The organism is Kluyvera sp. CHPC 1.2972 (assembly GCF_036759925.1).
Lineage (GTDB): Bacteria > Pseudomonadota > Gammaproteobacteria > Enterobacterales > Enterobacteriaceae > Kluyvera.
In genome coordinates this window covers 334,351-355,372 of record NZ_JAPKIB010000003.1, presented here as the reverse complement: position 1 = coordinate 355,372, position 21,022 = coordinate 334,351, and the positions used below count along the sequence as shown (strand labels likewise).

22 protein-coding genes are annotated in these 21,022 nt (G+C 52.2%); 8 read left to right on the top strand and 14 right to left on the bottom strand.

Annotated features, from left to right (window positions below; all coding sequences use genetic code 11):
* Positions 1–136: 136 nt before the first annotated feature.
* The 9 genes from phoQ to V6944_RS07705 all read right to left on the bottom strand — a co-directional run bounded on the left by phoQ (position 137) and on the right by V6944_RS07705 (position 7,872).
* Positions 137–1,600 carry a two-component system sensor histidine kinase PhoQ gene (gene phoQ / locus V6944_RS07745; protein WP_333498525.1) on the bottom strand — a complete coding sequence of 488 codons (1,464 nt, stop codon included), beginning with the start codon at positions 1,598–1,600 and terminating at the stop codon, positions 137–139.
* Positions 1,597–2,271, bottom strand: a complete 675-nt coding sequence (gene phoP / locus V6944_RS07740; RefSeq protein WP_035896075.1) for a two-component system response regulator PhoP — start codon at positions 2,269–2,271, stop codon at positions 1,597–1,599. The genes phoQ and phoP overlap by 4 nt, the downstream gene beginning before the upstream one ends.
* A gap of 124 nt (positions 2,272–2,395) precedes the next feature.
* Complete coding sequence (purB, locus tag V6944_RS07735) at positions 2,396–3,766, bottom strand: adenylosuccinate lyase (RefSeq protein WP_333498524.1); 1,371 nt, start codon at positions 3,764–3,766, stop codon at positions 2,396–2,398.
* Positions 3,767–3,769: 3 nt separating this feature from the next.
* Positions 3,770–4,411, bottom strand: a complete 642-nt coding sequence (gene hflD, locus V6944_RS07730; RefSeq protein WP_035896078.1) for a high frequency lysogenization protein HflD — start codon at positions 4,409–4,411, stop codon at positions 3,770–3,772.
* 74 nt (positions 4,412–4,485) lie between these two features.
* Entirely contained in the window at positions 4,486–5,595 is a 1,110-nt protein-coding gene (gene mnmA / locus V6944_RS07725) for a tRNA 2-thiouridine(34) synthase MnmA (RefSeq protein ID WP_035896079.1), read from the bottom strand.
* A 53-nt stretch (positions 5,596–5,648) separates the two neighbouring features.
* Complete coding sequence (locus V6944_RS07720; RefSeq protein WP_333498523.1) at positions 5,649–6,110, bottom strand: NUDIX hydrolase; 462 nt, start codon at positions 6,108–6,110, stop codon at positions 5,649–5,651.
* A gap of 56 nt (positions 6,111–6,166) precedes the next feature.
* Positions 6,167–6,496 (bottom strand): curli assembly chaperone CsgC, encoded by a 330-nt coding sequence (gene csgC, locus V6944_RS07715; protein WP_333498522.1) that lies wholly within the window; start codon positions 6,494–6,496, stop codon positions 6,167–6,169.
* A 58-nt stretch (positions 6,497–6,554) separates the two neighbouring features.
* Positions 6,555–7,322 (bottom strand): hypothetical protein, encoded by a 768-nt coding sequence (locus V6944_RS07710; protein WP_333498521.1) that lies wholly within the window; start codon positions 7,320–7,322, stop codon positions 6,555–6,557.
* 43 nt (positions 7,323–7,365) lie between these two features.
* Positions 7,366–7,872 (bottom strand): curlin, encoded by a 507-nt coding sequence (locus tag V6944_RS07705; RefSeq protein WP_333498520.1) that lies wholly within the window; start codon positions 7,870–7,872, stop codon positions 7,366–7,368.
* A 694-nt stretch (positions 7,873–8,566) separates the two neighbouring features.
* On the opposite strand from V6944_RS07705, the gene csgD reads away from it, so the two are divergent.
* From csgD to csgG, 4 genes are read left to right on the top strand one after another with little or no spacing between them, the layout of a single operon-like run.
* Complete coding sequence (csgD, locus tag V6944_RS07700) at positions 8,567–9,217, top strand: biofilm master transcriptional regulator CsgD (RefSeq protein ID WP_333498519.1); 651 nt, start codon at positions 8,567–8,569, stop codon at positions 9,215–9,217.
* A gap of 2 nt (positions 9,218–9,219) precedes the next feature.
* The gene (gene csgE, locus V6944_RS07695; protein WP_333498518.1) at positions 9,220–9,609 is read left to right on the top strand and encodes a curli production assembly/transport protein CsgE; all 390 of its coding nucleotides are present in this window, start codon (positions 9,220–9,222) and stop codon (positions 9,607–9,609) included.
* Between the two features lie 9 nt (positions 9,610–9,618).
* A complete protein-coding gene (csgF, locus tag V6944_RS07690) occupies positions 9,619–10,035 on the top strand; it encodes a curli production assembly/transport protein CsgF (RefSeq protein ID WP_333498517.1) in 417 nt (138 codons plus the stop codon).
* A 19-nt stretch (positions 10,036–10,054) separates the two neighbouring features.
* On the top strand, positions 10,055–10,900 hold the full coding sequence (gene csgG, locus V6944_RS07685; protein WP_333498516.1) for a curli production assembly/transport protein CsgG: 846 nt from the start codon (positions 10,055–10,057) through the stop codon (positions 10,898–10,900).
* Between the two features lie 51 nt (positions 10,901–10,951).
* Here the strand turns inward: csgG and rluE are convergent, their stop codons facing one another.
* Positions 10,952–11,599 (bottom strand): 23S rRNA pseudouridine(2457) synthase RluE, encoded by a 648-nt coding sequence (gene rluE / locus V6944_RS07680; RefSeq protein ID WP_333498515.1) that lies wholly within the window; start codon positions 11,597–11,599, stop codon positions 10,952–10,954.
* A 229-nt stretch (positions 11,600–11,828) separates the two neighbouring features.
* Here rluE and icd point away from each other — a divergent pair, with 229 nt between their 5' ends.
* Together icd and V6944_RS07670 are read left to right on the top strand one after the other, a co-directional pair.
* Positions 11,829–13,079 carry an NADP-dependent isocitrate dehydrogenase gene (gene icd / locus V6944_RS07675; RefSeq protein WP_333498514.1) on the top strand — a complete coding sequence of 417 codons (1,251 nt, stop codon included), beginning with the start codon at positions 11,829–11,831 and terminating at the stop codon, positions 13,077–13,079.
* A 94-nt stretch (positions 13,080–13,173) separates the two neighbouring features.
* Entirely contained in the window at positions 13,174–13,644 is a 471-nt protein-coding gene (locus tag V6944_RS07670) for a GNAT family N-acetyltransferase (RefSeq protein WP_333498513.1), read from the top strand.
* Between the two features lie 71 nt (positions 13,645–13,715).
* Here the strand turns inward: V6944_RS07670 and V6944_RS07665 are convergent, their stop codons facing one another.
* On the bottom strand, positions 13,716–13,958 hold the full coding sequence (locus V6944_RS07665) for a DinI-like family protein (RefSeq protein ID WP_185669985.1): 243 nt from the start codon (positions 13,956–13,958) through the stop codon (positions 13,716–13,718).
* A 77-nt stretch (positions 13,959–14,035) separates the two neighbouring features.
* Between V6944_RS07665 and umuD the strand changes: the two genes are divergently transcribed.
* Together umuD and V6944_RS07655 are read left to right on the top strand one after the other, a co-directional pair.
* Positions 14,036–14,455, top strand: coding sequence for a translesion error-prone DNA polymerase V autoproteolytic subunit (gene umuD, locus V6944_RS07660; protein ID WP_333498512.1), 420 nt, complete (start codon positions 14,036–14,038; stop codon positions 14,453–14,455).
* Positions 14,455–15,723: a Y-family DNA polymerase gene (locus tag V6944_RS07655; protein ID WP_333498511.1), complete on the top strand. Its 1,269-nt coding sequence runs from the start codon at positions 14,455–14,457 to the stop codon at positions 15,721–15,723. The genes umuD and V6944_RS07655 overlap by 1 nt, the downstream gene beginning before the upstream one ends.
* Positions 15,724–15,842: 119 nt before the next feature.
* Here the strand turns inward: V6944_RS07655 and V6944_RS07650 are convergent, their stop codons facing one another.
* From V6944_RS07650 to V6944_RS07640, 3 genes are read right to left on the bottom strand one after another with little or no spacing between them, the layout of a single operon-like run.
* A complete protein-coding gene (locus V6944_RS07650; protein ID WP_333498510.1) occupies positions 15,843–17,195 on the bottom strand; it encodes a TolC family outer membrane protein in 1,353 nt (450 codons plus the stop codon).
* 40 nt (positions 17,196–17,235) lie between these two features.
* A complete protein-coding gene (locus V6944_RS07645) occupies positions 17,236–18,597 on the bottom strand; it encodes an HlyD family type I secretion periplasmic adaptor subunit (protein WP_333498509.1) in 1,362 nt (453 codons plus the stop codon).
* A complete protein-coding gene (locus V6944_RS07640) occupies positions 18,584–20,773 on the bottom strand; it encodes a type I secretion system permease/ATPase (protein WP_333498508.1) in 2,190 nt (729 codons plus the stop codon). Before V6944_RS07640 ends, V6944_RS07645 begins: the two co-directional genes overlap by 14 nt.
* Positions 20,774–21,022 lie beyond the last annotated feature (249 nt).

Sequence of the window (21,022 nt, the reverse complement as noted above, 5' to 3'; positions counted from 1 at the left end):
CCCTCACAAAGAGGGCTTTTTAACGCCTATTCGGCACCCCATAGGCACCACGCATAAATATATATTATTGATTTATATAAATTTGCGTCGGGTTATACATCGTATTCACAAAACTACCCTGCTACGGAAACATTATTTACCCTTCGTGACTGTCCAGACCCTGATGGCCGAAAAGGACCTCCATTTTCGCGCCGCCGAGCAGGCTTTCGTGGGCGATAATCTGACCGTCATACTGGTCAACAATATCGCGAGCTACCGACAGGCCAACCCCTTGCCCTGGACGTAGCGTATCCGCACGCTGGCCGCGGTCAAACACGATGTCGCGCTTGCTTTGCGGAATGCCTGGACCGTCATCTTCGACAAAGATATGCAGATAGTCGTCGCTCTGACGGGCGGAAACCTCGACGAACTCAAGGCAGTACTTGCAGGCGTTGTCCAGCAGGTTGCCCATCACTTCCATAAAGTCGTTTTTCTCACCGACGAAGGAGATCTCCGGCGAAATATCCAGGGTGATGTTGACCCCTTTACGCTGATAGACCTTATTGAGCGCCGACGTCAGGCTGTCCAGCAGCGGGGCGACCGGGTGAAGCTCGCGGCTGAGCAGAGTGCTATCGCTGCGCATACTGGCGCGATGCAGGTAGTAGCCAATCTGCTGCGAGATGCGGCTTATCTGCTCCAGCATCACCGGCTCGGCTTCGTTGACGGTGATCTTTTCACTGCGCAGCGAACGCAGCGAGCTTTGCAGTACCGCCAGCGGGGTTTTCAGGCTGTGGGTCAGGTCGGTGAGCGTGGTGCGGTACTTATCGTAGCGGTCGCGCTCGCTTTTCAGCAGCCGGTTCAGGTTGCGCACCAGGCTTGTCAGCTCGCGGGTGGTGTCGGGGTTGAGATGCTCGCGGTGATGTTCCTCAAGCTCACGTACCTCGCGGGTGAGGTCGGCGATGGGGCGTAGGCTCCAGTGGGCAGCAATCCATAGCAGCGGGATAACCAGCAGCAGGTTGGCGGCGAGCACGTAGGAGAACCAGCTCCAGACCATATAGGAACGCTTAAGCTCAATCGGAATGGTATCGACCACCACGATAGTCAACGCGGGCATCAGGCTGGTGGCCGGATAGCTGTTGACGGCCACCGAGTGGGTCATCTCCGAATCATCGCCCTCCTGGCGCATTTCGGTCAGCTCTTTTTGCATCTCATGATCGTCGCGCAGCAGGGTACTGCTCGCGGTAGCATCGGCTTCTACCTCATAGAAACCGTTGCCTTTTAACCAGTCGGGTTGAATGCTCTTCACCAGCCACGGCAGATCTTTTTGCTGCCACAGTAGTTTTCCCTGATCGTTATAGATCAGCGCGACCGTGGGACCCTGCATATTGAGATTTTCGGGAATATCAACGTGCAGCGCATTGTCTTCCCATTTAGAGAGGGTATAGAACAGGTTGCTCTCACCGCGCAGCAGACGGAAGGTGGTTTTATCGAAGCTGACGCTGTAGCCCACCAGCGCCACCATGCCGTAGGCCAGCGACAGCACGATAACCACCGCGGCCGTCGCCAGCAGGAAACGCATCCGCAGCGACAGCGGCAAGAAATGCCGACGTAAATTTTTCATTCGCGCAGTTCGAACAGATAACCCTGACCGCGCACGGTGATAATCACGTCCTGGGGATATTGAGCCTGAATTTTCTTACGCAGGCGACCCATCAGGACATCGATGGTGTGGCTCTCGCGCAGCTCCGCATCGGGATAGAGTTGAAGCATCAGGGAGTCTTTGCTGACCACTTTGCCGTTATTGCGGATCAGCGTTTCCATAATCGTGTATTCAAACGCGGTGAGCTTAATCACTTCGTCATTAATGGAGAGCTCGCGGCGGGAGAGGTCAACCTGGAACGGCGGCAGGGAGATAACCTGTGAAGCATGACCGCTGTTACGACGCATCAGCGCCTGCATACGGGCTGCTACTTCCTCAATATGGAAAGGTTTGGTGACGTAGTCGTCGGCGCCCGCGCTCAGCACTTCCACCTTATCCTGCCAGCTTTCCCGCGCGGTGAGCACCAGAATAGGCAGCGAAATGTCGTGGCTGCGCCAGCGGCGGATCAGCGATAGGCCATCCTCGTCGGGAAGCCCTAAATCCACAATCGCAATATCCGGGATATGCTCGCCTAAGTAATAGTCTGCTTCCTTCGCATCTTCTGCGGCATCCACCTGATGGCCCATTTCCTGGAGCTGAACTTTCAGGTGGTGACGTAACAGAGCGTTGTCCTCTACGACGAGTACGCGCATGCTGTTTCTCCATTAAATTAAAGACATGAATAGTTTAACGCTGATTATGAGCTTATGGAGATAAACATTTACTAAATTGGCGGGAAAGTCCCCTCCTTCAGGAAGAAGGAGGGGGAGGGCGGGATTATTTCAGCTCGTCAACCATGGCGATAGCGCGGCCGATATAGTTTGCTGGCGTCATTGCTTTCAGACGGGTCTTCTCTTCTTCTGGCAGCGCCAGACCGTCGATGAACTGCTTCATGCCTTCGGCATCCACGCGCTTGCCGCGGGTCAGTTCTTTCAGCTTCTCATACGGTTTTTCGATACCGTAGCGACGCATTACGGTCTGAATTGGCTCAGCCAGGACTTCCCAGTTGTGATCCAGCTCGTCGAGCAGACGATCGCGGTTCACTTCCAGTTTGCTCACGCCTTTCAGGGTGGACTGGTAGGCGATCAGCGCATAGCCAATACCCACGCCCAGGTTACGCAGCACGGTGGAGTCGGTCAGGTCACGCTGCCAGCGGGAAACCGGCAGTTTGCTTGCCAGATGCTGCAGCACGGCGTTGGACAGACCCAGGTTGCCTTCGGAGTTTTCGAAGTCGATCGGGTTAACCTTGTGCGGCATGGTGGAAGAACCGATTTCACCGGCGATGGTTTTCTGCTTGAAGTGGTTGAGCGCAACGTAGCCCCACACATCGCGATCGAAGTCGATCAGAATGGTGTTGAAGCGTGCGATGCAGTCAAACAGCTCGGCGATATAGTCGTGCGGCTCGATCTGAGTGGTGTACGGGTTCCACTGAATGCCCAGAGAGGTGACGAACTCTTCGCTGAACTGGTGCCAGTCAACGTCCGGATAGGCGGCGATGTGGGCGTTGTAGTTACCCACCGCGCCGTTGATTTTGCCGAGGATCTCAACCTGTGCCAGCTGGCGATATTGGCGTTCCATACGGTAGGCCACGTTCGCCATCTCTTTACCGATGGTTGACGGCGTGGCTGGCTGACCGTGAGTACGGGAGAGCAGCGGAATATCGCGATACTGAACGGCCAGATCTTTGATAGCATCGATGGTTTTGCGCCAGTACGGCAGCACCACTTCTTCGCGCGCGGTTTTCAGCATCAGCGCGTGAGACAGGTTGTTGATGTCTTCGGAGGTGCAGGCAAAGTGAATGAATTCCGACACGGCGTGCAGCTCAGGCACGGACGCGACTTTTTCTTTCAGGAAATACTCAACCGCCTTCACATCATGGTTGGTGGTGCGCTCGATAGTCTTGATGCGCGCCGCGTCTTCTTCATTGAAGTTCGCGACGATGCTATCGAGGAAACCGTTTGCGTCGGCAGCAAAAGCAGGAACTTCCTTGACGGCTGCGTGTGCGGCCAGCTTCTGCAGCCAGCGTACTTCGACTTGTACACGGAATTTCAGCAAACCATATTCGCTGAAAATCCCGCGCAGCGCGCTGACTTTATCGCCGTAGCGTCCATCGACAGGGGAAACGGCGGTCAGTGAGGATAATTCCATAGATCATAACTCCGGGGTTAAATGAGCAAGAATTTGTTTGGCCTGAGTGGTCAGGCGATTACGAGAAAACATCAGCTGTAGACGGCCACCGCCAACCTGGTGCCACAGCACCGCGGCGCGGATACCCGCCAGCAGCGAAGCGCGGACCTTGGACTGCACCTGCGGGCTTTGCAGCACGGCAGGAGAGCCGGTCACCTGAATTCGCGGGCCAAGCGGGCTAATCACGTCAACATAGATACCCGCCATCGCGCTCAGCAGGGTGTCTGACTGTAAATCAAAATGGTCGAGCTGGCGCTGCAGACCGGTAATACGGTTGCCCAGAATATCCATCGCCCCTTTGGCGGCGGCGAGCTTGCGCTCCAGCACCATCAGGCTGAGGGTATAGCGGGTCAGTTCTGCGTTCAGACCCTGACGGCTGCTGGCGTTCAGTACCGCGAGCAGGGTTTCAAGGCCGAGACGAAGATTGGCTTCACTGCCACCGAAGACGCCCAGCGCAGAGTCTGGGTTGAGATCGATAATACTGTTCAGCGAAACGTGCAACGCATCGCCGTCGCAGTGCCCCTGATGGGCCAACTGCTGCACCAGACGGGCTGACTGGCAGATGCCGGCCAGCGCCAGGGTGATGTCATAGTAATTCTTCGCCACGCTCACTCCTTGTTGGCATCTGACCTGCGGCGCGACGCGGGCCAGAGTGCGTTGTACCCTATCGAGGCAGGGCTTTATTCCACTGGCAGCGGCAGGCGCTGCTCAATCACGCCGCCACCCAGGCAGATTTCCCCGTTGTAGAACACGGCGGACTGACCTGGAGTGACTGCGGCAACAGGTTCTTCAAAACGAACCTCAATACGACCTTCATCCAGCGCGGTAACGGTGCACGGGATATCGGTCTGGCGATAGCGGGTCTTCACGGTGCAGCGGAACGTGCCGGTGACCGGTTCGCGGTCAACCCAGTGCAGCTGCTGCGCGATAAGACCAACGGACATCAGACGCGGGTGATCGTGACCTTGGGCGACAACCAGCACGTTGTTTTCAACGTCTTTGTCGACCACATACCACGGATCTTCCGTCCCTTCTTTGGTCCCGCCAATACCCAGACCTTTACGCTGACCGAGCGTGTGGTACATCAGCCCCTGATGGGTGCCGATCTCTTCGCCGTCAACGGTGATGATTTTGCCCGGCTGCGCCGGCAGGTAGCGACCGAGGAACTCGCGGAATTTACGCTCGCCGATAAAGCAGATACCGGTAGAGTCTTTTTTCTTCGCGGTGATGAGATCCAGCTCTTCGGCGATTTTACGCACCTGCGGTTTTTCCAGTTCGCCGACCGGGAACAGGCTTTGTGCTATCTGTTCGTGGCCCAGCGTATAAAGGAAGTAGCTCTGGTCTTTGTTGCCGTCGAGGCCACGCAGAAGCTGGCTTTTGCCGTTGACATCCGCGCGGCGCACGTAGTGGCCGGTTGCGATGTAATCAGCACCCAGATCTTCAGCAGCGAACTCGAGGAAGGCTTTAAATTTGATCTCTTTGTTGCACAGGATATCCGGGTTCGGCGTACGGCCCGCTTTGTACTCTTCCAGGAAGAGCTCAAATACGTTATCCCAGTATTCGGCAGCAAAGTTCACGGTGTGCAGCTCAATACCGAGCTTATCGCACACCGCTTGCGCATCGGCCAGATCCGCCGCCGCAGTGCAGTATTCCTCGCCGTCATCTTCCTCCCAGTTCTTCATGAACAGGCCCTCCACCTTATAGCCCTGTTGTTGCAACAGGTAGGCGGAAACGGAGGAATCAACACCGCCGGACATGCCGACGATCACTTTTTTCTGGCTTTCTGACATTGGAATACTCACGACATTGGACTTCAAGGCGGCATATTCTATCACGCGGCCCTTTACTTGACACCCTCTGTAAACGGCCAGTTAAATTCGCCGATTAATGACAGCGGATAGCGTGCATCCTGCTGATAGCTACGAATACTTTCGGCAACCAGCGCGGAACGCAGGTTTTTAGCCTGCAAAATCTCGTCGGCGCTGAGCCATAAACAGCGGTCAATGTCGCTATCGTGCGGTTCGGTCGCGCAGAGGCTGTCGAGTTCAATCACAAACAGGAATCGCAGAAACGGTGTGTTGTCCGGGGCCAGCCACTGGTGCATTCGGAGAAAATACTGCGGCTTAGCGCGGATGCCGGTCTCTTCCCATAGCTCGCGTTCGGCGGCCTGGACTAGCGTTTCATCGGCTTCAAGATGGCCCGCGGGCTGGTTCCAGAGCGCTTTGCCGTTGATCGTCTCTTCAACGACCAGAAATTTATCTTCAGCGTGAACTACACAGGCGACGGTAACGTGTGGCTTGAACATGCGGCATCCTTATCGAGCGAGAAAGAGGATAAGGATATAAAGAAGAAGAGGGGGAATCAAACCCGAGCAGGGGAGCTCCAGGATTGCTGCAAAAGAACTCCTGTACTGTTGCTTAAGGTCACGGTGATCTGCGTCCATTCGCCGCGGGGGAGTTCCAGCGTCATGCTGGCCAGCGGCTGCGGATGTTGTCCTTTGAGTAACACACTGCCGCTCTGGCTACTGTTGCTTTGCCCGGATTGTCCCTGATGAACAACATTAATCGTCAACTGGCAACGGCAGTCATCGACAAGCGTAGCCATCGGTGTAATCACCAGGGCGTTATCCTGCTGTTGGGTTTCAAACCAGAGTTGATTACTGAGGGCGGCGGCAATGAGGAGAAGATGCATAGCGATGCCTTATATATAAAGAAAATAAGCCGGATGAATATTCATCCGGCTGAGAGCATTAATGCTGAACGATAGTGGAGCTGTTGCCAGAACCGTAGCCTTGCTGAACCACTGCCAGCGCGCCGTTATGTCCTTGCTCTACGTTGCTGTAGTTATAGCTACCCACCTGGGAGACCAGAATGGCCGAGCCGTCGCCGTATTGCTGATTGACGTAGGAGCGGTTTCCGACATCGGACTGAGCGACATCAACAATGTTGTTTGAGCCCGCCTGGTTGACGCTGGAGAAGTTAGAAGCGCCACTTTGCGACACGCTGGTGGAGTTCTTATTGCCCGACTGAGTTACGCCAGAGGTGTTGTAATTGCCGCTTTGCGCCACAACAACGGCATTACCTGAGCCCGACTGGCCAACGCCAGAAGCGTTACCGGTACCGTTCTGAGTCACGTTAATTGAGCTGGTGGTACCATTTTGTGATGCGGAAGATTGGTTACCCCAGCCACTTTGATCGAGGGTAATCGTACTTCTGGTGGCATTCTGACTGACCGTTGAGCTGCCGTAGTTGCCAGTCTGGTGCACGTCAATGGTGGACAGTGAGGAGTTGTTCTGGTTAACGTAGGAGTTGTTACCCGTACCTGGCTGGTACACATGGATAACCTCATCCCATTTTCCGCTCTGCGGAACGACGGGGGTTTTCGCGGTGATCGTTGGGAGGTGATTGATGGTTACGCCGCTACCGCCGCTGCTGCCACCACCTGGATGATAACCGGTTGCCAGAGCTGCGCCAGACGTTAACAAGGTTGACAAAATAGCCATTTTCCACGCTTTCATGTAGGTACCCCATAGGTTTAGAGATTGGAAACCAGTAAAAACACTAATTCTGGGTAATACGAATTGCCATTCCAGCCGAATTTTGCACAACACCCGCATTGCGGTTTGTGCCCGTTTGATTAATCTGCGTAAGGTTATTCCTGCCTCTATTAATAACCACCGCAGTATTATCAAAACCGTTTTGCGTAATATCCGCATCATTGGCGATGCCAGCCTGAACGAGATATACAGTATTGTCCGTTCCTGACTGACTAACCGACGCGTTATTGTCGCGACCATATTGAGTAAGCGCTGCGCGATTATTAAATCCATTTTGATTTAATAATGCGGAGTTATGCCCGCCGTTTTGTGATATTGCACCGAGGCTATGACCCCCTGACTGATTAATCGTGGCAATGTTATTATTGCCCTGTTGATTCGTCACGGCGGTCATATCGTAACCTTGTGATAATCTATTAAGCGCTGAAAATTCAGAGCCCGCTAGATCACCCCCTGCGGAAACCAGGCATGAATATCCCAATATGGCTGTTAATAAAATATAACGTTTCATAATTGCACCTTGATTTAACCGGTGGTTAAAGTCAGGAGTGAAATCAGCCATGCCATAACGCGATAGTTAATATTGGATGAATCTGATTTCTGGATTGAGTATGTCCGTAGCGACGGAGGATGTTTTTCACCTGGAAGGCGTATTTTGAATTTAGTGATCAGTGAAAAGTATGAGATTTAACGGGTGAGAGGGCGCTGAGCAGCACGGATCATCGAGTCTTCAGGCTTGTTGGCATTTTTTGTTATCGCAGGTATGCATAAAAAGTTTACGCATGGCGCTGTAGGCCGCAATCCATGGAAAAAATATGGAAAGATTTATTTACAAGTGGCTATGGTGAGGTTTGATAGCCTGGATTTCGTAGGTCTCATCAGAGTATACAAAAACATGAACAACCTAAACTAAATATAAAAAACAGTGATAAAACAAAGGCAAACAAGTATTTTTCTGTAATAAAATGACATTGTTCTGTTACATTTGGAAACACAAATAACCCTTGCGATAAAAATGCTAATGTCTAGATTGAACAGTATTGCAGCACTTAGGACGTCGATGTTTATTGAATAAGATTCGGCTTCCCTTTTGTCATACTTATTAATCAGCAACTACACAGAACAGCAGCCCTTTCTGATATGCAGATTTTATCCATATCAGAATGGGGCCGCGTTCACAGCAGAAAGCGGATGGGGTTTTCATAATGCCGACAGATAAAGAACCGGTAAATAATGATATTTTACTGTTAATAACAAGACCTTCGTTGCAAGCCACTGCACTTGTTCACCAACTTAAAAGTGCGCTAGCAATTAGCGTCAAGATACAGAACATCCAGAAACCTATAGAATCATTCGAGGCCGAACGTAAGCTGGCCCTCGTCGATCTCAGTGATTTTGATAAGAAAAGAACCCAGCACTGGCAAAGCGAACTACGCCGATTACGCGGTAGAGTGAAGGTTTTGCTGTTCAATGTGCCTGAAGATTACGCCTTTCATCAGGTAGAGCTGTGGTCAGACATCAGCGCTGTCTTCTATCTATCTGTTGATGAACATACGTTAATCGAAGGTATTCGTAACGTATTAAAAGGTGGCTGTTTCTTCCCTCATGATCTCACTAGCTATCTCATTAATCAGTCAGGTAATTATCGTTATCATGATGATACGAGTGGCCTGACGCAAAGAGAAAGGGACATACTCAATAAGCTCCGGATTGGTGCATCGAATGTTGAAATAGCTAGATTGCTATTTATTAGTGAAAATACCGTTAAGACTCACCTCTATAATCTATTTCGGAAAATATCAGTAAAAAACAGGACGCAGGCCGTTACCTGGGCTAACGAAAACCTCAGGCGGTAAATATGAATCACATCGGTCGAATAATAGCATCAGTCATGATGCTAGTGGTTTCGTGTGGCAGTTTTTCAGCAGAAATAGAAGTTCCTGGATTGGTAACTGACAATACCATTACCCGTATCGGACATGATTTTTATCGAGAGTTTACCGACCACTGGGAAGAGGAATATCCTGGCGCCATTACCATAAATGAAAGACCCAGTGCTCGCTGGGGGAGTTGGATCATTATTAAGGTTGATCAGGACGTATTGTATCAAACTTTTTTATTCCCCAATAAGCGAGATTTTGATAAGCAAATCAATATCGCTTTGGCCGCAGTTTATGAATCTTTGCAAAAAAGAGCCATCAACAAAGCGCTATTGAATACTGGTGATTTAACCCACGATGAATTCTAGGAGTGTACGATGAAAGTGCTTTCTTTGATTCTTGGTATTAGCTTATTTTCTACCGTAGCTCAGGCTGGAAATCTTACCTTTCAGTTTGTTAACCCAAATTTCGGCGGCAACCCCAATAACGGAGCTTTTTTACTATCGCAAGCTAACGCACAAAATTCTTATAAAGATCCAAATGCTTATGACTGGAATAGTGAGACATCCACATCGTCGTCGCTGGATAACTTTACGGCGGCCATTCAATCCCAACTGCTTGGTAATTTAATGGGCAATATTTCCACCGGTAAACCAGGTCGTCTGGTGACTAAAGATTTTATCGTTGATATTAAAAACAATGATGGCCAGCTTGTGATGAATATTCTTGACCGAGCCACCGGAAAATCCTCGACCATTCAGGTCGATGGCCTCAGTAGTATTTCATCAAATTAAACCGTGGCGAGATGCTGACATGAAAAAGATAACTGGCGTAGTGGCTATTTTTATTAGTCTGTTTTTGCTAACAGGCTGTATCAGTTCTGCCCCCAAACAGGCGGCAAAACCGACGTTGCTCCCCCGATCGCAGAGCTACCAGGATTTAACGCACCTGCCGCCTCCGGTCGGTAAGCTGTTTGTCTCGGTGTACAATATTCAGGATGAAACCGGTCAGTTTAAGCCCTACCCAGCAAGTAACTTTTCTACCTCAGTACCACAAAGCGCCACGGCTATGCTGGTGTCCGCGTTAAAAGATTCAAATTGGTTTACGCCGCTGGAGCGTCAGGGACTGCAAAACCTGCTGAATGAACGCAAAATTATTCGTGCTGCGCAGGAGAATGGTACGGTTTCGGAGAATAATCGTGGACCGCTGCCTTCGCTGGTGGCCGCTAATATTCTGATTGAAGGGTCAATCATCGGTTATGAGAGTAACGTGAAATCTGGCGGGGCCGGTGCGCGATACTTCGGCATTGGGGCCAGCACGCAGTACCAGCTCGATCAAATAGCCGTTAACCTGCGCGTGGTAAACGTCAACACGGGGGAGGTGCTATCGTCGGTGAATACGAGCAAAACCATTCTCTCTTATGAATTCCAGGCTGGGGTATTCCGCTATGTCGATTACCAGCGTTTGCTGGAAGGGGAAGTGGGGTACACCGTCAATGAACCGGTCATGCTATGCCTGATGTCGGCGATTGAAACCGGGGTCATCTACCTGGTCAACGATGGCATCTCGCGCAATCTGTGGCAGTTGAAGAACGCGTCGGATATTAACTCGCCGGTACTGGAAAAATATAAAAGCATTATCGTCCCGGATATCTCTTAACCCTCAGCGGCAGATGAGCGTGTGGAAACGCCCACGCTCATCTGCCGATGTTTATGCGTCCCGCCACTCGCCGTTTGGCAGATTCTCAAGGGTATATTCCCCCATCGCATAACGAATCAACCGGAGCGTTGGGAAACCGATGTGCGCGGTCATGCGTCTGACCTGGCGATTGCGCCCTTCATAAAGCGTCACTTTTAACCAGGCGGTAGGGATAGATTTTCTCTCGCGAATTGGCGGGTTTCTCGGCCACAGCCAGGTTGGCTCTTCCACCCGTTCAATTCCTGCAGGTAAAGTCGGGCCATCGTTTAACGTCACGCCCGTACGAAATGCCTCCATGGCTTCTAAGGTTGGCTCACCTTCGACCTGGACATAATAGATTTTCCCCGTACGTTTACCCGGCTGCGTGAGCTTTGCCTGCAGCGCGCCATCATTAGTTAATACCAGCAGCCCTTCGCTATCGCGGTCAAGACGGCCCGCTGCGTAGACATTTTGCACCGGAATATAATCTTTTAGCGTGCTACGTCCTGCTTCATCGGTAAATTGCGGCAACACATCGTAGGGTTTATTGAACAGAATAACGCGTTTTGGTTGGTTATCTTTACGCGTCCTGGTGGCTTGTCGTGAGCTGAATCGCTCAAGCTGGTTTTTTCTAAATGAAGTCTTAATCATAGTATTTTCAGGCTCTATAGATTCGCGCATTATAGCCTAATAACGAGAGTCTTTCATGGCGACAAACAATCAGGTAGTATTGACAGGCTTATTACAAAACATTAACAAAATGCTCTAACTCTTTGTGTTGCAGGAAGACGGTAAGACAGTGCATCTCCAGGCTATACCTAAACGGGATAAGTGGAGTGGGCGTAGTAGCGGCAAGAACCTGTGGCGTAAAGGATGACGAGCACACCAGTAGCGCTCGAAGGAGAGGTGAATGGAAAGCAAAGTAGTTGTTCCGGTGGAAGGTCAAAAAATCACCCTGAAAGACGGCAAGCTGAATGTGCCACACAATCCGATTATCCCATTTATTGAAGGCGACGGTATCGGTGTTGATGTCACCCCAGCAATGCTGAAAGTGGTTGATGCCGCTGTTGAGAAAGCCTACAAAGGCGAGCGTAAAATTTCCTGGATGGAAATTTACACCGGGGAAAAATCCACCCAACTTTATGGCCAGGACGTATGGCTGCCAGCAGAAACGCTGGATCTTATCCGCGACTACCGTGTTGCAATCAAAGGCCCTCTGACCACGCCAGTTGGCGGCGGCATCCGTTCTCTGAACGTTGCGCTGCGTCAAGAGCTTGACCTGTACGTGTGTCTGCGTCCGGTTCGCTACTATCAGGGCACCCCAAGCCCGGTTAAACACCCAGAACTGACCGATATGGTCATCTTCCGTGAAAACTCTGAAGACATCTACGCGGGTATCGAATGGAAAGCTGACTCTGCTGACGCTGAGAAAGTGATTAAATTCCTGCGTGAAGAGATGGGCGTGAAGAAAATTCGCTTCCCTGAACACTGCGGTATCGGCATCAAGCCGTGCTCCGAAGAAGGGACCAAGCGTCTGGTGCGTGCGGCGATTGAATACGCTATCACCAACGACCGTGATTCTCTGACCCTGGTTCACAAGGGTAACATTATGAAGTTCACCGAAGGCGCGTTCAAAGACTGGGGTTACCAGCTGATTCGCGAAGAATTCGGCGGCGAACTGATCGACGGCGGCCCATGGCAGAAAATCAAGAACCCGAACACTGGCAAAGAGATCATCATTAAAGATGTGATCGCCGATGCGTTCCTGCAGCAGATCCTGCTGCGTCCGGCTGAATACGACGTGATCGCTTGTATGAACCTGAACGGTGACTACATCTCCGATGCGCTGGCAGCTCAGGTTGGCGGTATCGGTATTGCACCGGGCGCGAACATCGGTGACGAATGCGCACTGTTCGAAGCGACCCACGGTACAGCACCGAAGTACGCAGGCCAGGACAAAGTGAACCCAGGTTCTATCATCCTGTCCGCAGAAATGATGCTGCGTCATATGGAATGGTTCGAAGCGGCTGACCTTATCGTTAAAGGTATGGAAGGCGCTATCAACAACAAGACCGTGACCTATGACTTCGAACGTCTGATGGAAGGCGCTAAATTGCTGAAATGTTCAGAGTTTGGTGACGCGATCATCGAAAATATGTAATCCACTCGCTGGGTTATAGATGAACGGGAGCCGGTGGGTTCCCGTTTTTTTTGCCTTGTAAAAACGACAATAACGATAAGCGAGGGAAATACCGATGCAAATCAGACACGCTACACCGCAAGAAGCAGAACAATGCTGGGATATCCGGAATCAGGCCATTCGTGCGGGATGCACATCGAGCTATGACGCGACGGTTATTGATGCATGGACACCGGACAATATGCCTGAGCAGTATCGCCAGGAGATTGTTAACTATCCGTTTTTTGTGGCGGTGGACGATAGCGATCGACCGGTGGCAACGGGTTATCTCGATCTCACTTCCGGTAGCGTAGAGGCTATTTTTACTCTGCCGGAGTACACAGGAAAGGGATTGGCCGGATCGATTATGAATGCAATAAAAAGAGAAGCCCGCGCCCGTGGATTTCAAACGATTACCTTGTCCTCTACGCCCAATGCGCAAGGGTTTTATGAGACGCAAGGATTTACCGTTGTGAAGGAAAGCGTGCACTTCTCTGCATCGGCGAACGCACAATTGCGCTGTGTCGACATGATGCTGAAACTATAAGGGCGATGCGAATTTCTCTGGCGCTAACGACGCTCGGCGGGTTTTGTGCCAGAGAAAGCAGAGGCTCCGCGTTATTCACTCACCAGCCAAAACTCCGCCTCGTCGAACATCTCCTGCACCGTGCGGCTGATCTGCTCTTTTTCATGCTTGCTGGCATCCGTATTGATGGCTGGCAGCGTCATCATCGGTTTCACCCGAACTTCGGCATCCGGGAAAATGCGGTGCACTCTCTTACTCAATTCGCCGAGAATAATCTCTTTTGCACCAGGCAAACCCTCAAAATTCCTTTTGTCATAAACGAGTTCCACGAACATTTTTAGCCTCTCTTTACTGGGTATAACGACAGTATATATACTGTATGTATAAACAGTGTCAATAGAGTGAGTTCATTATGACGTTTTATTCACCAGTCGACCCCGGACAAATGGCGGCGCTGCCGCTGTTCGGTGACCTTGTACCCTGCGGGTTTCCAAGCCCGGCACAGGACTATGTTGAGCAGCGTATTGATTTAAATAAGCTGGTGATAAGGCATCCCAGCGCGACCTATTTTGTCCGCGCCGCCGGGGATTCCATGAGCGGCGCGGGAATTGGCAATGGCGATTTGCTGGTGGTTGATAGCGCTAAAAACGCGCAACACGGAGATATTGTGATCGCGGCGGTTGACGGTGAGTTCACGGTTAAGCGCCTGCAAACGCATCCGTCGGTAATGCTGATTCCTGAAAACCCGGCTTATACGCCGATCCAGTTCAGCGGCGAGGAGTCGCTGGATATTTTTGGCGTCGTGACGCATATCCTGAAGACGGTCGGCTGATGTTCGCGCTTGTTGATGCGAACTCGTTTTACGCCAGCTGCCAGACGGTGTTCCGGCCAGACCTTAAGGACAAACCGGTATGCGTGCTGAGTAACAACGACGGCTGCGTTATCGCCTGTAGCCACGCCGCCAGAACGCTTGGCATCAAAATGGGCACGCCCTGGTTCCGGCTCAAAGGGGTGGCGTTCCCTGAACGCGTCCATTTTTTTTCCAGCAACTACGAGCTGTACGCCGATATGAGCCTGCGGATGATGACCACCCTTGAAGAGATGTCTCCCCGGTGTGAGGTGTATTCAATTGACGAGTCATTCTGCGACCTGACGGGGGTCAGCAACTGCCGTGATCTGGTGGATTTTGGCCGGGAGATCCGCCGCACCGTGCGTCAACGCACGCACCTGACCGTTGGCGTTGGTATCGCGCAGACCAAAACGCTGGCGAAGCTGGCCAATTATGCCGCCAAGCGGTGGCAGCAGCAGACCGATGGCGTTGTCGACCTGTCTAACGTGGAGAACCAGCGCAAGCTGATGGCCGCGCTGCCGGTTGATGAGGTGTGGGGGATTGGGCGCCGGATTGGCAAATCGCTGCAGGCGATGGGGATCAACACCGTGCTCGAACTGGCGGACACCGATATTCGTTTTATCAGAAAGCACTTTAGCGTGGTGCTGGAACGAACGGTACGTGAACTGCGCGGTGAGCCGTGCTTTGTGCTGGAAGAGTTTGCCCCCGTGAAGCAGGAGATTATCTGTTCCCGGTCGTTTGGCGAACGGATTACCGATTACGAGCAGATGCGGCAGGCTATCTGCAGCTATGCCGTCCGCGCGGCGGAGAAACTGCGCGGCGAGCATCAGTACTGCCGGTTTGTTTCTGCGTTTGTGAAAACGTCTCCGTTTGCAGAAAGGGTGCCGTACTATGCGAATAGCGCATCCGTGAAACTCCTTACGCCCACGCAGGACACCAGGGACATTGTCGCCGCCGCTACGCGCTGTCTGGGGGCCATATGGCAGAGCGGTCATCGCTACCAAAAAGCAGGCGTCATGTTGGGGGATTTTTACAGTCAGGGCATCGTGCAGCTCGACCTGTTTGATGATAACGCACCAAGGCGTAATAGCGCGCCGCTGATGGATGTGCTGGATCGCATCAATACACAAGTCGGGAAGGAGACGCTCTATTTTGCCGGACAGGGTATTCAGCAGGAGTGGCAAATGAAAAGAGAGATGCTGTCGCCGCGATACACAACGAGGTACAGCGATTTACTGCGAGTGAAGTGAACAACAAGCGTAGAGCGGCAACCGTGAGGGAAGCGCCGCGTTGGAAAACAAACATCCTCTTCTCTGATGCCAATAACGGCAGGACAGAGAAGAGGAAGACTATCGCTACGGGCTAGCGATTATTTCAATTCAGGGAGATTGCTGTGTGCCGTCTGCTGTTCCTCAACCGGCTGCGCGGCCGTTGGTGCCTGAATATTCAGCTGTTTTAGCAGATCGCCAATACGCGCGTTGATGCGGTAGGTGGTGAACATCTCCACAAACTGCATTTCGACATAGCGGCGCTGGGCGTTGAACACTTCGTTTTCGCTGTCCAGCATATCCAGCAGGCTACGCTCGCCGATGCTGAACTGCTCCTGGTACGCGGTGCGCACCACGGCACTGCGATCGGCGTAGTCTTTGGCGATCGGCACCTGTTGTTTCGCGTTCTGCCAGGCGTTCCAGGAAAGACGCAGCTCTTCATCCAGTTGGCGAAGGGCGTTGCGTTTGACGTCCTGCGCTTCCTGCATTTTGTAGGCATAAGATGACAGTTGTGCTTTATCGCTGCCGCCGTTAAACAGGTTGTAGTTCATGCGAACCATCGCCTGCCACTCCTGATCGTGACCGCGCGTGCCGTCGACGTTGTTATCCATGCGACGGCCGAGGTCGATATCCACGCTCGGGTAGAAGCGGGATTTCGCGGCTTCATACTGCTGGCGGGTGGCTTCAACGTCCGCATCGGCCTGCTTAAGCAGCGGGCTGTCTTCCAGCATCTGCTTACGGGCTTCTGCCTGTGAGCCCGGAACTTTGGTTGTCATCGGCATTGACAGGCCGCTGGCCTCTTTGCCGACCACGCTGTAGTAGTTGGCCTGGGCATCTTCGAGGTTGGTTTGTTCGGTCAGCAGGTTGTTTTTCGCCTGCGCCAGACGCGCTTGCGCCTGCTCATAGTCAGCCTTACGGCCAACGCCCTGTTCGGTACGCAGACGAATTTGGTCAAATACCCGCTCGTGGCTCTTCAGGTTATTTTGTGCCAGTTGCACCATTTTTTGACGCATCAGAACGTCGAGATAGCTCTGAATCGCATTCAGCGCGGTCACTTCACTGGTGTTCATCACCGTGTAAGCCCGGGAGTTCACGGTCGCCTTTTGGCGGGCCACTTCGCTGGTGGTGGCGAAGCCGTTAAACACATTCTGACGCAGATTGAGGCTGGATTCGCTGCGGTTCAGGTTGCGACGATGATCGTTGGCCGCACGGGTGCTGGCATTATCGGTCTGCTCCCAGCCGGTACCGGCGGAGAGGTTTAAGGTAGGCAGATAACCGCCTTTTGCCGCTCGTAAATCCTCATCGGCAGAATGGCGACTGTTGACGGACGCGCTCACCTGCGGGTGCCAGAGCAAGCTGTCTTTAACGGCTTGTTCGAGCGTGGCCGCGCTAACGTTGTTAGCGAACAGCAGCGGCAGAGAGAGGCTGGTTAATACCCGAATGTGTTTGTTCATAATGTTATCCTTTCATCAATTTCCATCGTATATAGGGGTACTATCGTTCTTGAAGTGCTTCTGACTTCGCTCTTAATATTGGTTTTAATAGATAACTGAGTACGCTTTTCTTCCCTGTCATGATATCGACAGAAGCCACCATTCCCGGAATAATCAACAGCGGCTTCTCCTCACTACCGAGATAATTACGATCCGTTCTTAAGCGAATTTGATAAAAACTACGGCCCTCTTTGTCGGTGATGGTATCCGCACTAATATGCTCCAGAGAGCCTTGCAGGCCGCCATAGATGGTGTAGTCATAGGCGGTAAATTTGATCATCGCTTTTTGCCCAGGATGAAGAAATGCAATATCTTGCGGCCGTATTTTGGCTTCAACCAGCAGGCTGTCATCCAGCGGAACAATCTCAACCAGTTCGCTGCCGGGCTGAATCACGCCGCCAATGGTAGTGACCAGCATTTGCTGGATAATCCCGCGTACCGGTGAGGTCACTAATGTACGATTGACTCTGTCTTCAATGGCTTTGCCGCTGGCTTCAATTTTGACAAGGTTGGTGCGCGCTTCATTCAATTGCCCCAGCATTTCGCTGTGGTAGCGCCCGCGCGATTCGGCAATCTTATTTTCTATCTCTTTCACCGCCGAGCGGGCCCGAGGAATCGCGAGCACGATAGAGTCGAGTTGGCCGCGAGTTTCCACTTCAGAGCGTCGCAGGCGGAGTATTTCCACTTTCGAAATCGCACCGGCTTTGACCAGCGGCTCTGACATTCTGACTTCTTGCTGAATGAGCCCCAGGCTATGGCTGAACTGCGTTTTTTTGGCTTCATAATCGAGCAGTTCCTGTTTTTTCTGCGCTAACTGCTCTTCCAGACCCGCAACTTCACTGCTAAATCGCGAACGTTGCGTATTGAACAGCGCCCGCTCGCCGTTAGCAATATTCGGCGCTTCACGTTCGATATCGTCACTCAGGACGAGGGGTTTATCCGCAATTTGCGCTTCCAGCCGCGAAATTTGTGCCATTAAGGCATAGCGGTCGGCTTCACTTTCTCCGGCATTTGATTTAAAGCGCGTATCGTCGAGTCGTAGCAAGGGCTGGCCGGCTTCCACCACCTGACCTTCATGGACGAAGACTTCAGAAACAATGCCGCCTTCCATATTCTGGACCTTTTGCAGACGTGATGATGGAATCGCCTTACCATCTCCTCGGGCAACCTCATCAATCTGCGCGTTGGCCGCCCAGACGATCAGCGCAATAAAGAACGCCAGGCATGACCATAGGGTGGTGCGGGTTGAACGAGGCCCATCCGCCATCACGAGCCCATTGATTCCATTAATCGTGAGATCGTTGTCGTTATTGCCCAGTCCTAACCGGCGCAGCAGGTTTTTGAGCCATTTATTGTATCGCATGGATTTGCCCCTTCTTCAGCGCGACCAGGACGTTCTCTCTTGGGCCATCAGCAATAATGCGTCCGCGATCGATAATGATCAGTCTATCGACGAGTGACAGCATGGAGGCACGATGCGTGACCAGCAGCAACGTCCGCCCTTTGGTTGAGTCCGTCAACGCGCGACGCACGTTATCTTCCGTGGTGTTATCCATGGAACTGGTTGGCTCATCAAGCAACAACACCGGAGGTTCCAGCAGCAGCGCGCGCGCCAGCATGACCGCCTGGCGCTGGCCGCCGGAGAGGTTGAGGCCTCGCTCGCCCACCTGCATGTTGTAGCCGTCCGGGTGCTTGCGAGCGAACTCATGGACGCCCGCCAGTTGGGATGCCCGAAGCAACGCCTCGTTTTCTACATAGCTGGCGCCGCTGAGCAAGTTTTCGCGCAGGGTTCCGCTGAACAGGTGAATATCCTGCGGCCCGTAGCCAATATTATGGCGCACATCGTTAACATCAATTTGGTTAGCATCCATACCATCCAGCAGAATTTCGCCAGCGTCGGGTTGATAAAAGCCAATAATCAGTTTGGCTAGCGAGCTTTTCCCCGAACCGCTGCGGCCGATAATCCCGACCCGTTCCCCTGGCGTGATGGTAAAAGAGAGGTTATTAAGCGAGGGTCGCTTCTGACCTGGGTAGGTAAAGGTGACGTTCTGGAAAGTGATGCCGCCCTGTAACTTCTCGCGGGCGACCAACGGACGATCGTCCTGGCGCTCCTGAGGCAGATCCATCATCTCTTCGGTGGTTTTCATCGTCATTTTGGCCTGCTGGTAGCGGGTGACGAGTCCGCTTAACTGGCCCATCGGCACCAGCGCGCGTCCGTTAAGCATGTAGCAGGCAATCAAGCCCCCCATGCTGAGCTGGCCATCAATAATCAGATAGACGCCCGCCACGATCATCGCCACGCCTGAGAATTGTTGTAGCCAGGAGGTAAAGTTAACGGCGAGCGTGGAGAGCGTTTTAACGCGCAGCTCTTTTTTACTGAGAGTGACCAGCGTGCTTTCCCACATGTACTGGCGCTCGCTTTGGGCATTATTGGCTTTCATTGCATCCAGGCCGCTGAGCGTTTCAATCAACACCGCCTGCCGTTCAGAGGCCAGCTTCATGGTGTCATCAATAGTCTGGTTCAACGGTTTCTGGATGGCCCAACTCACGGCCAGCGCCAGAGGGAAGGCGACTAAAGGAATGAACACCAGCGGCCCACCGATAACGCCAATCACCAGTAGCATCAGCAGCGTGAAGGGCATATCGATAAGCGTCGCCATGGTTAATGACGAGAGAAAATCACGTAGCGATTGAATTTCATGAATATTCTGAGCAAAACTACCCATGCGCGCCGGGCGTGCTTTTATGGCCATACCGGTGATGCGCTCAAAGAGCGACGCGGAGACAATCATGTCGGTCTTCTTGCCCGCAATATCCAGGCAGCGTGAGCGCAGCGTTTTCAGCAATAGGTCAAATAAGAAGGCGACCGTGATACCGATTGCCAGTACCCATAGCGTGGATGTGGCCTGATTGGGGACCACGCGGTCGTATACGTTCATGACAAACAAGGGCGTACAGAGCGCAATCACGTTAATCAGGAAGCTGGCGACAATGGCATCGACATAGAGAAAGCGTGACAGTTTCAGCGTATCGCGAAACCAGGTTCGGGTGCGTGGGAGCAGGCTGGCTTTGGTTCTCTCGCTCTGGTGAATGGGTTGGATAAAAAGCGTAACGCCGGAATATTCTTCAGCCAGCACGGATGGCTCTACGACAACTTCTCCACCGTGGGTGTCCCCGGTCAGCAGCCGTGCTTGCCCATTTTCGCTCCATCCAAACAAGACCGCCGTACGGTTATTCTTCAGGATAAGGATGGCGGGTAGTGATAGCGCGTTGATCTTGCTCAACTCTCGTTTGAGCATCCGCACTCGTAGCCCGGCTCGGGCTGCTGCGCGAGGAAAAATGGGAAGCGTAAGGCGGTTGTTTCTCAGCGGTAAACCTGCCGTTAGTGAGACGCGGCTGGAGGCTTTCCCGTGCAGCGTACAAATAGTCATCAGACTATCAAGCAGCGGATCGTCACAGAGTTCACGCTGATCAACGTTAATCTCTTCCTGGCGCTCTGTTACGTCATTCTCGTGAGCCGCTGTGGCATGTAGCGTCATAAGTTATATCCTTAATAACAAACCCGGCTAAGGTGGTTAGTTTATTCTTATCCTGAAATTCCGGGGAATGACTCCAAAGACATTACAATACTTGATTACTGATGCATTTTACCAGATATACATGCAGGAATTGTTTATATAAATCCTTAGTAATTCTTTATAATCACATTTAATGATAATCACGTATGATTCTTAAGGAATCTAAATGAAAGAGATTTTAAATCATAAGGAAGTCACGATGTTTAGATG

Bases quoted from the DNA above. Each gene is read 5' to 3' on its own strand.
- V6944_RS07710 (WP_333498521.1), bottom strand. From the start codon at position 7,322: ATGAAAGCGTGGAAAATGGCTATTTTGTCAACCTTGTTAACGTCTGGC.
- V6944_RS07650 (WP_333498510.1), bottom strand. From the start codon at position 17,195: ATGAACAAACACATTCGGGTATTAACCAGCCTCTCTCTGCCGCTGCTG.
- icd (WP_333498514.1), top strand. From the start codon at position 11,829: ATGGAAAGCAAAGTAGTTGTTCCGGTGGAAGGTCAAAAAATCACCCTG.
- umuD (WP_333498512.1), top strand. From the start codon at position 14,036: ATGACGTTTTATTCACCAGTCGACCCCGGACAAATGGCGGCGCTGCCG.
- phoP (WP_035896075.1), bottom strand. From the start codon at position 2,271: ATGCGCGTACTCGTCGTAGAGGACAACGCTCTGTTACGTCACCACCTG.
- phoQ (WP_333498525.1), bottom strand. From the start codon at position 1,600: ATGAAAAATTTACGTCGGCATTTCTTGCCGCTGTCGCTGCGGATGCGT.
- V6944_RS07645 (WP_333498509.1), bottom strand. From the start codon at position 18,597: ATGCGATACAATAAATGGCTCAAAAACCTGCTGCGCCGGTTAGGACTG.
- rluE (WP_333498515.1), bottom strand. From the start codon at position 11,599: ATGCGCGAATCTATAGAGCCTGAAAATACTATGATTAAGACTTCATTT.
- V6944_RS07705 (WP_333498520.1), bottom strand. From the start codon at position 7,872: ATGAAACGTTATATTTTATTAACAGCCATATTGGGATATTCATGCCTG.
- V6944_RS07665 (WP_185669985.1), bottom strand. From the start codon at position 13,958: ATGTTCGTGGAACTCGTTTATGACAAAAGGAATTTTGAGGGTTTGCCT.
- csgD (WP_333498519.1), top strand. From the start codon at position 8,567: ATGCCGACAGATAAAGAACCGGTAAATAATGATATTTTACTGTTAATA.
- csgC (WP_333498522.1), bottom strand. From the start codon at position 6,496: ATGCATCTTCTCCTCATTGCCGCCGCCCTCAGTAATCAACTCTGGTTT.
- csgG (WP_333498516.1), top strand. From the start codon at position 10,055: ATGAAAAAGATAACTGGCGTAGTGGCTATTTTTATTAGTCTGTTTTTG.
- V6944_RS07720 (WP_333498523.1), bottom strand. From the start codon at position 6,110: ATGTTCAAGCCACACGTTACCGTCGCCTGTGTAGTTCACGCTGAAGAT.
- csgE (WP_333498518.1), top strand. From the start codon at position 9,220: ATGAATCACATCGGTCGAATAATAGCATCAGTCATGATGCTAGTGGTT.
- V6944_RS07655 (WP_333498511.1), top strand. From the start codon at position 14,455: ATGTTCGCGCTTGTTGATGCGAACTCGTTTTACGCCAGCTGCCAGACG.
- csgF (WP_333498517.1), top strand. From the start codon at position 9,619: ATGAAAGTGCTTTCTTTGATTCTTGGTATTAGCTTATTTTCTACCGTA.
- purB (WP_333498524.1), bottom strand. From the start codon at position 3,766: ATGGAATTATCCTCACTGACCGCCGTTTCCCCTGTCGATGGACGCTAC.
- mnmA (WP_035896079.1), bottom strand. From the start codon at position 5,595: ATGTCAGAAAGCCAGAAAAAAGTGATCGTCGGCATGTCCGGCGGTGTT.
- V6944_RS07640 (WP_333498508.1), bottom strand. From the start codon at position 20,773: ATGACGCTACATGCCACAGCGGCTCACGAGAATGACGTAACAGAGCGC.
- V6944_RS07670 (WP_333498513.1), top strand. From the start codon at position 13,174: ATGCAAATCAGACACGCTACACCGCAAGAAGCAGAACAATGCTGGGAT.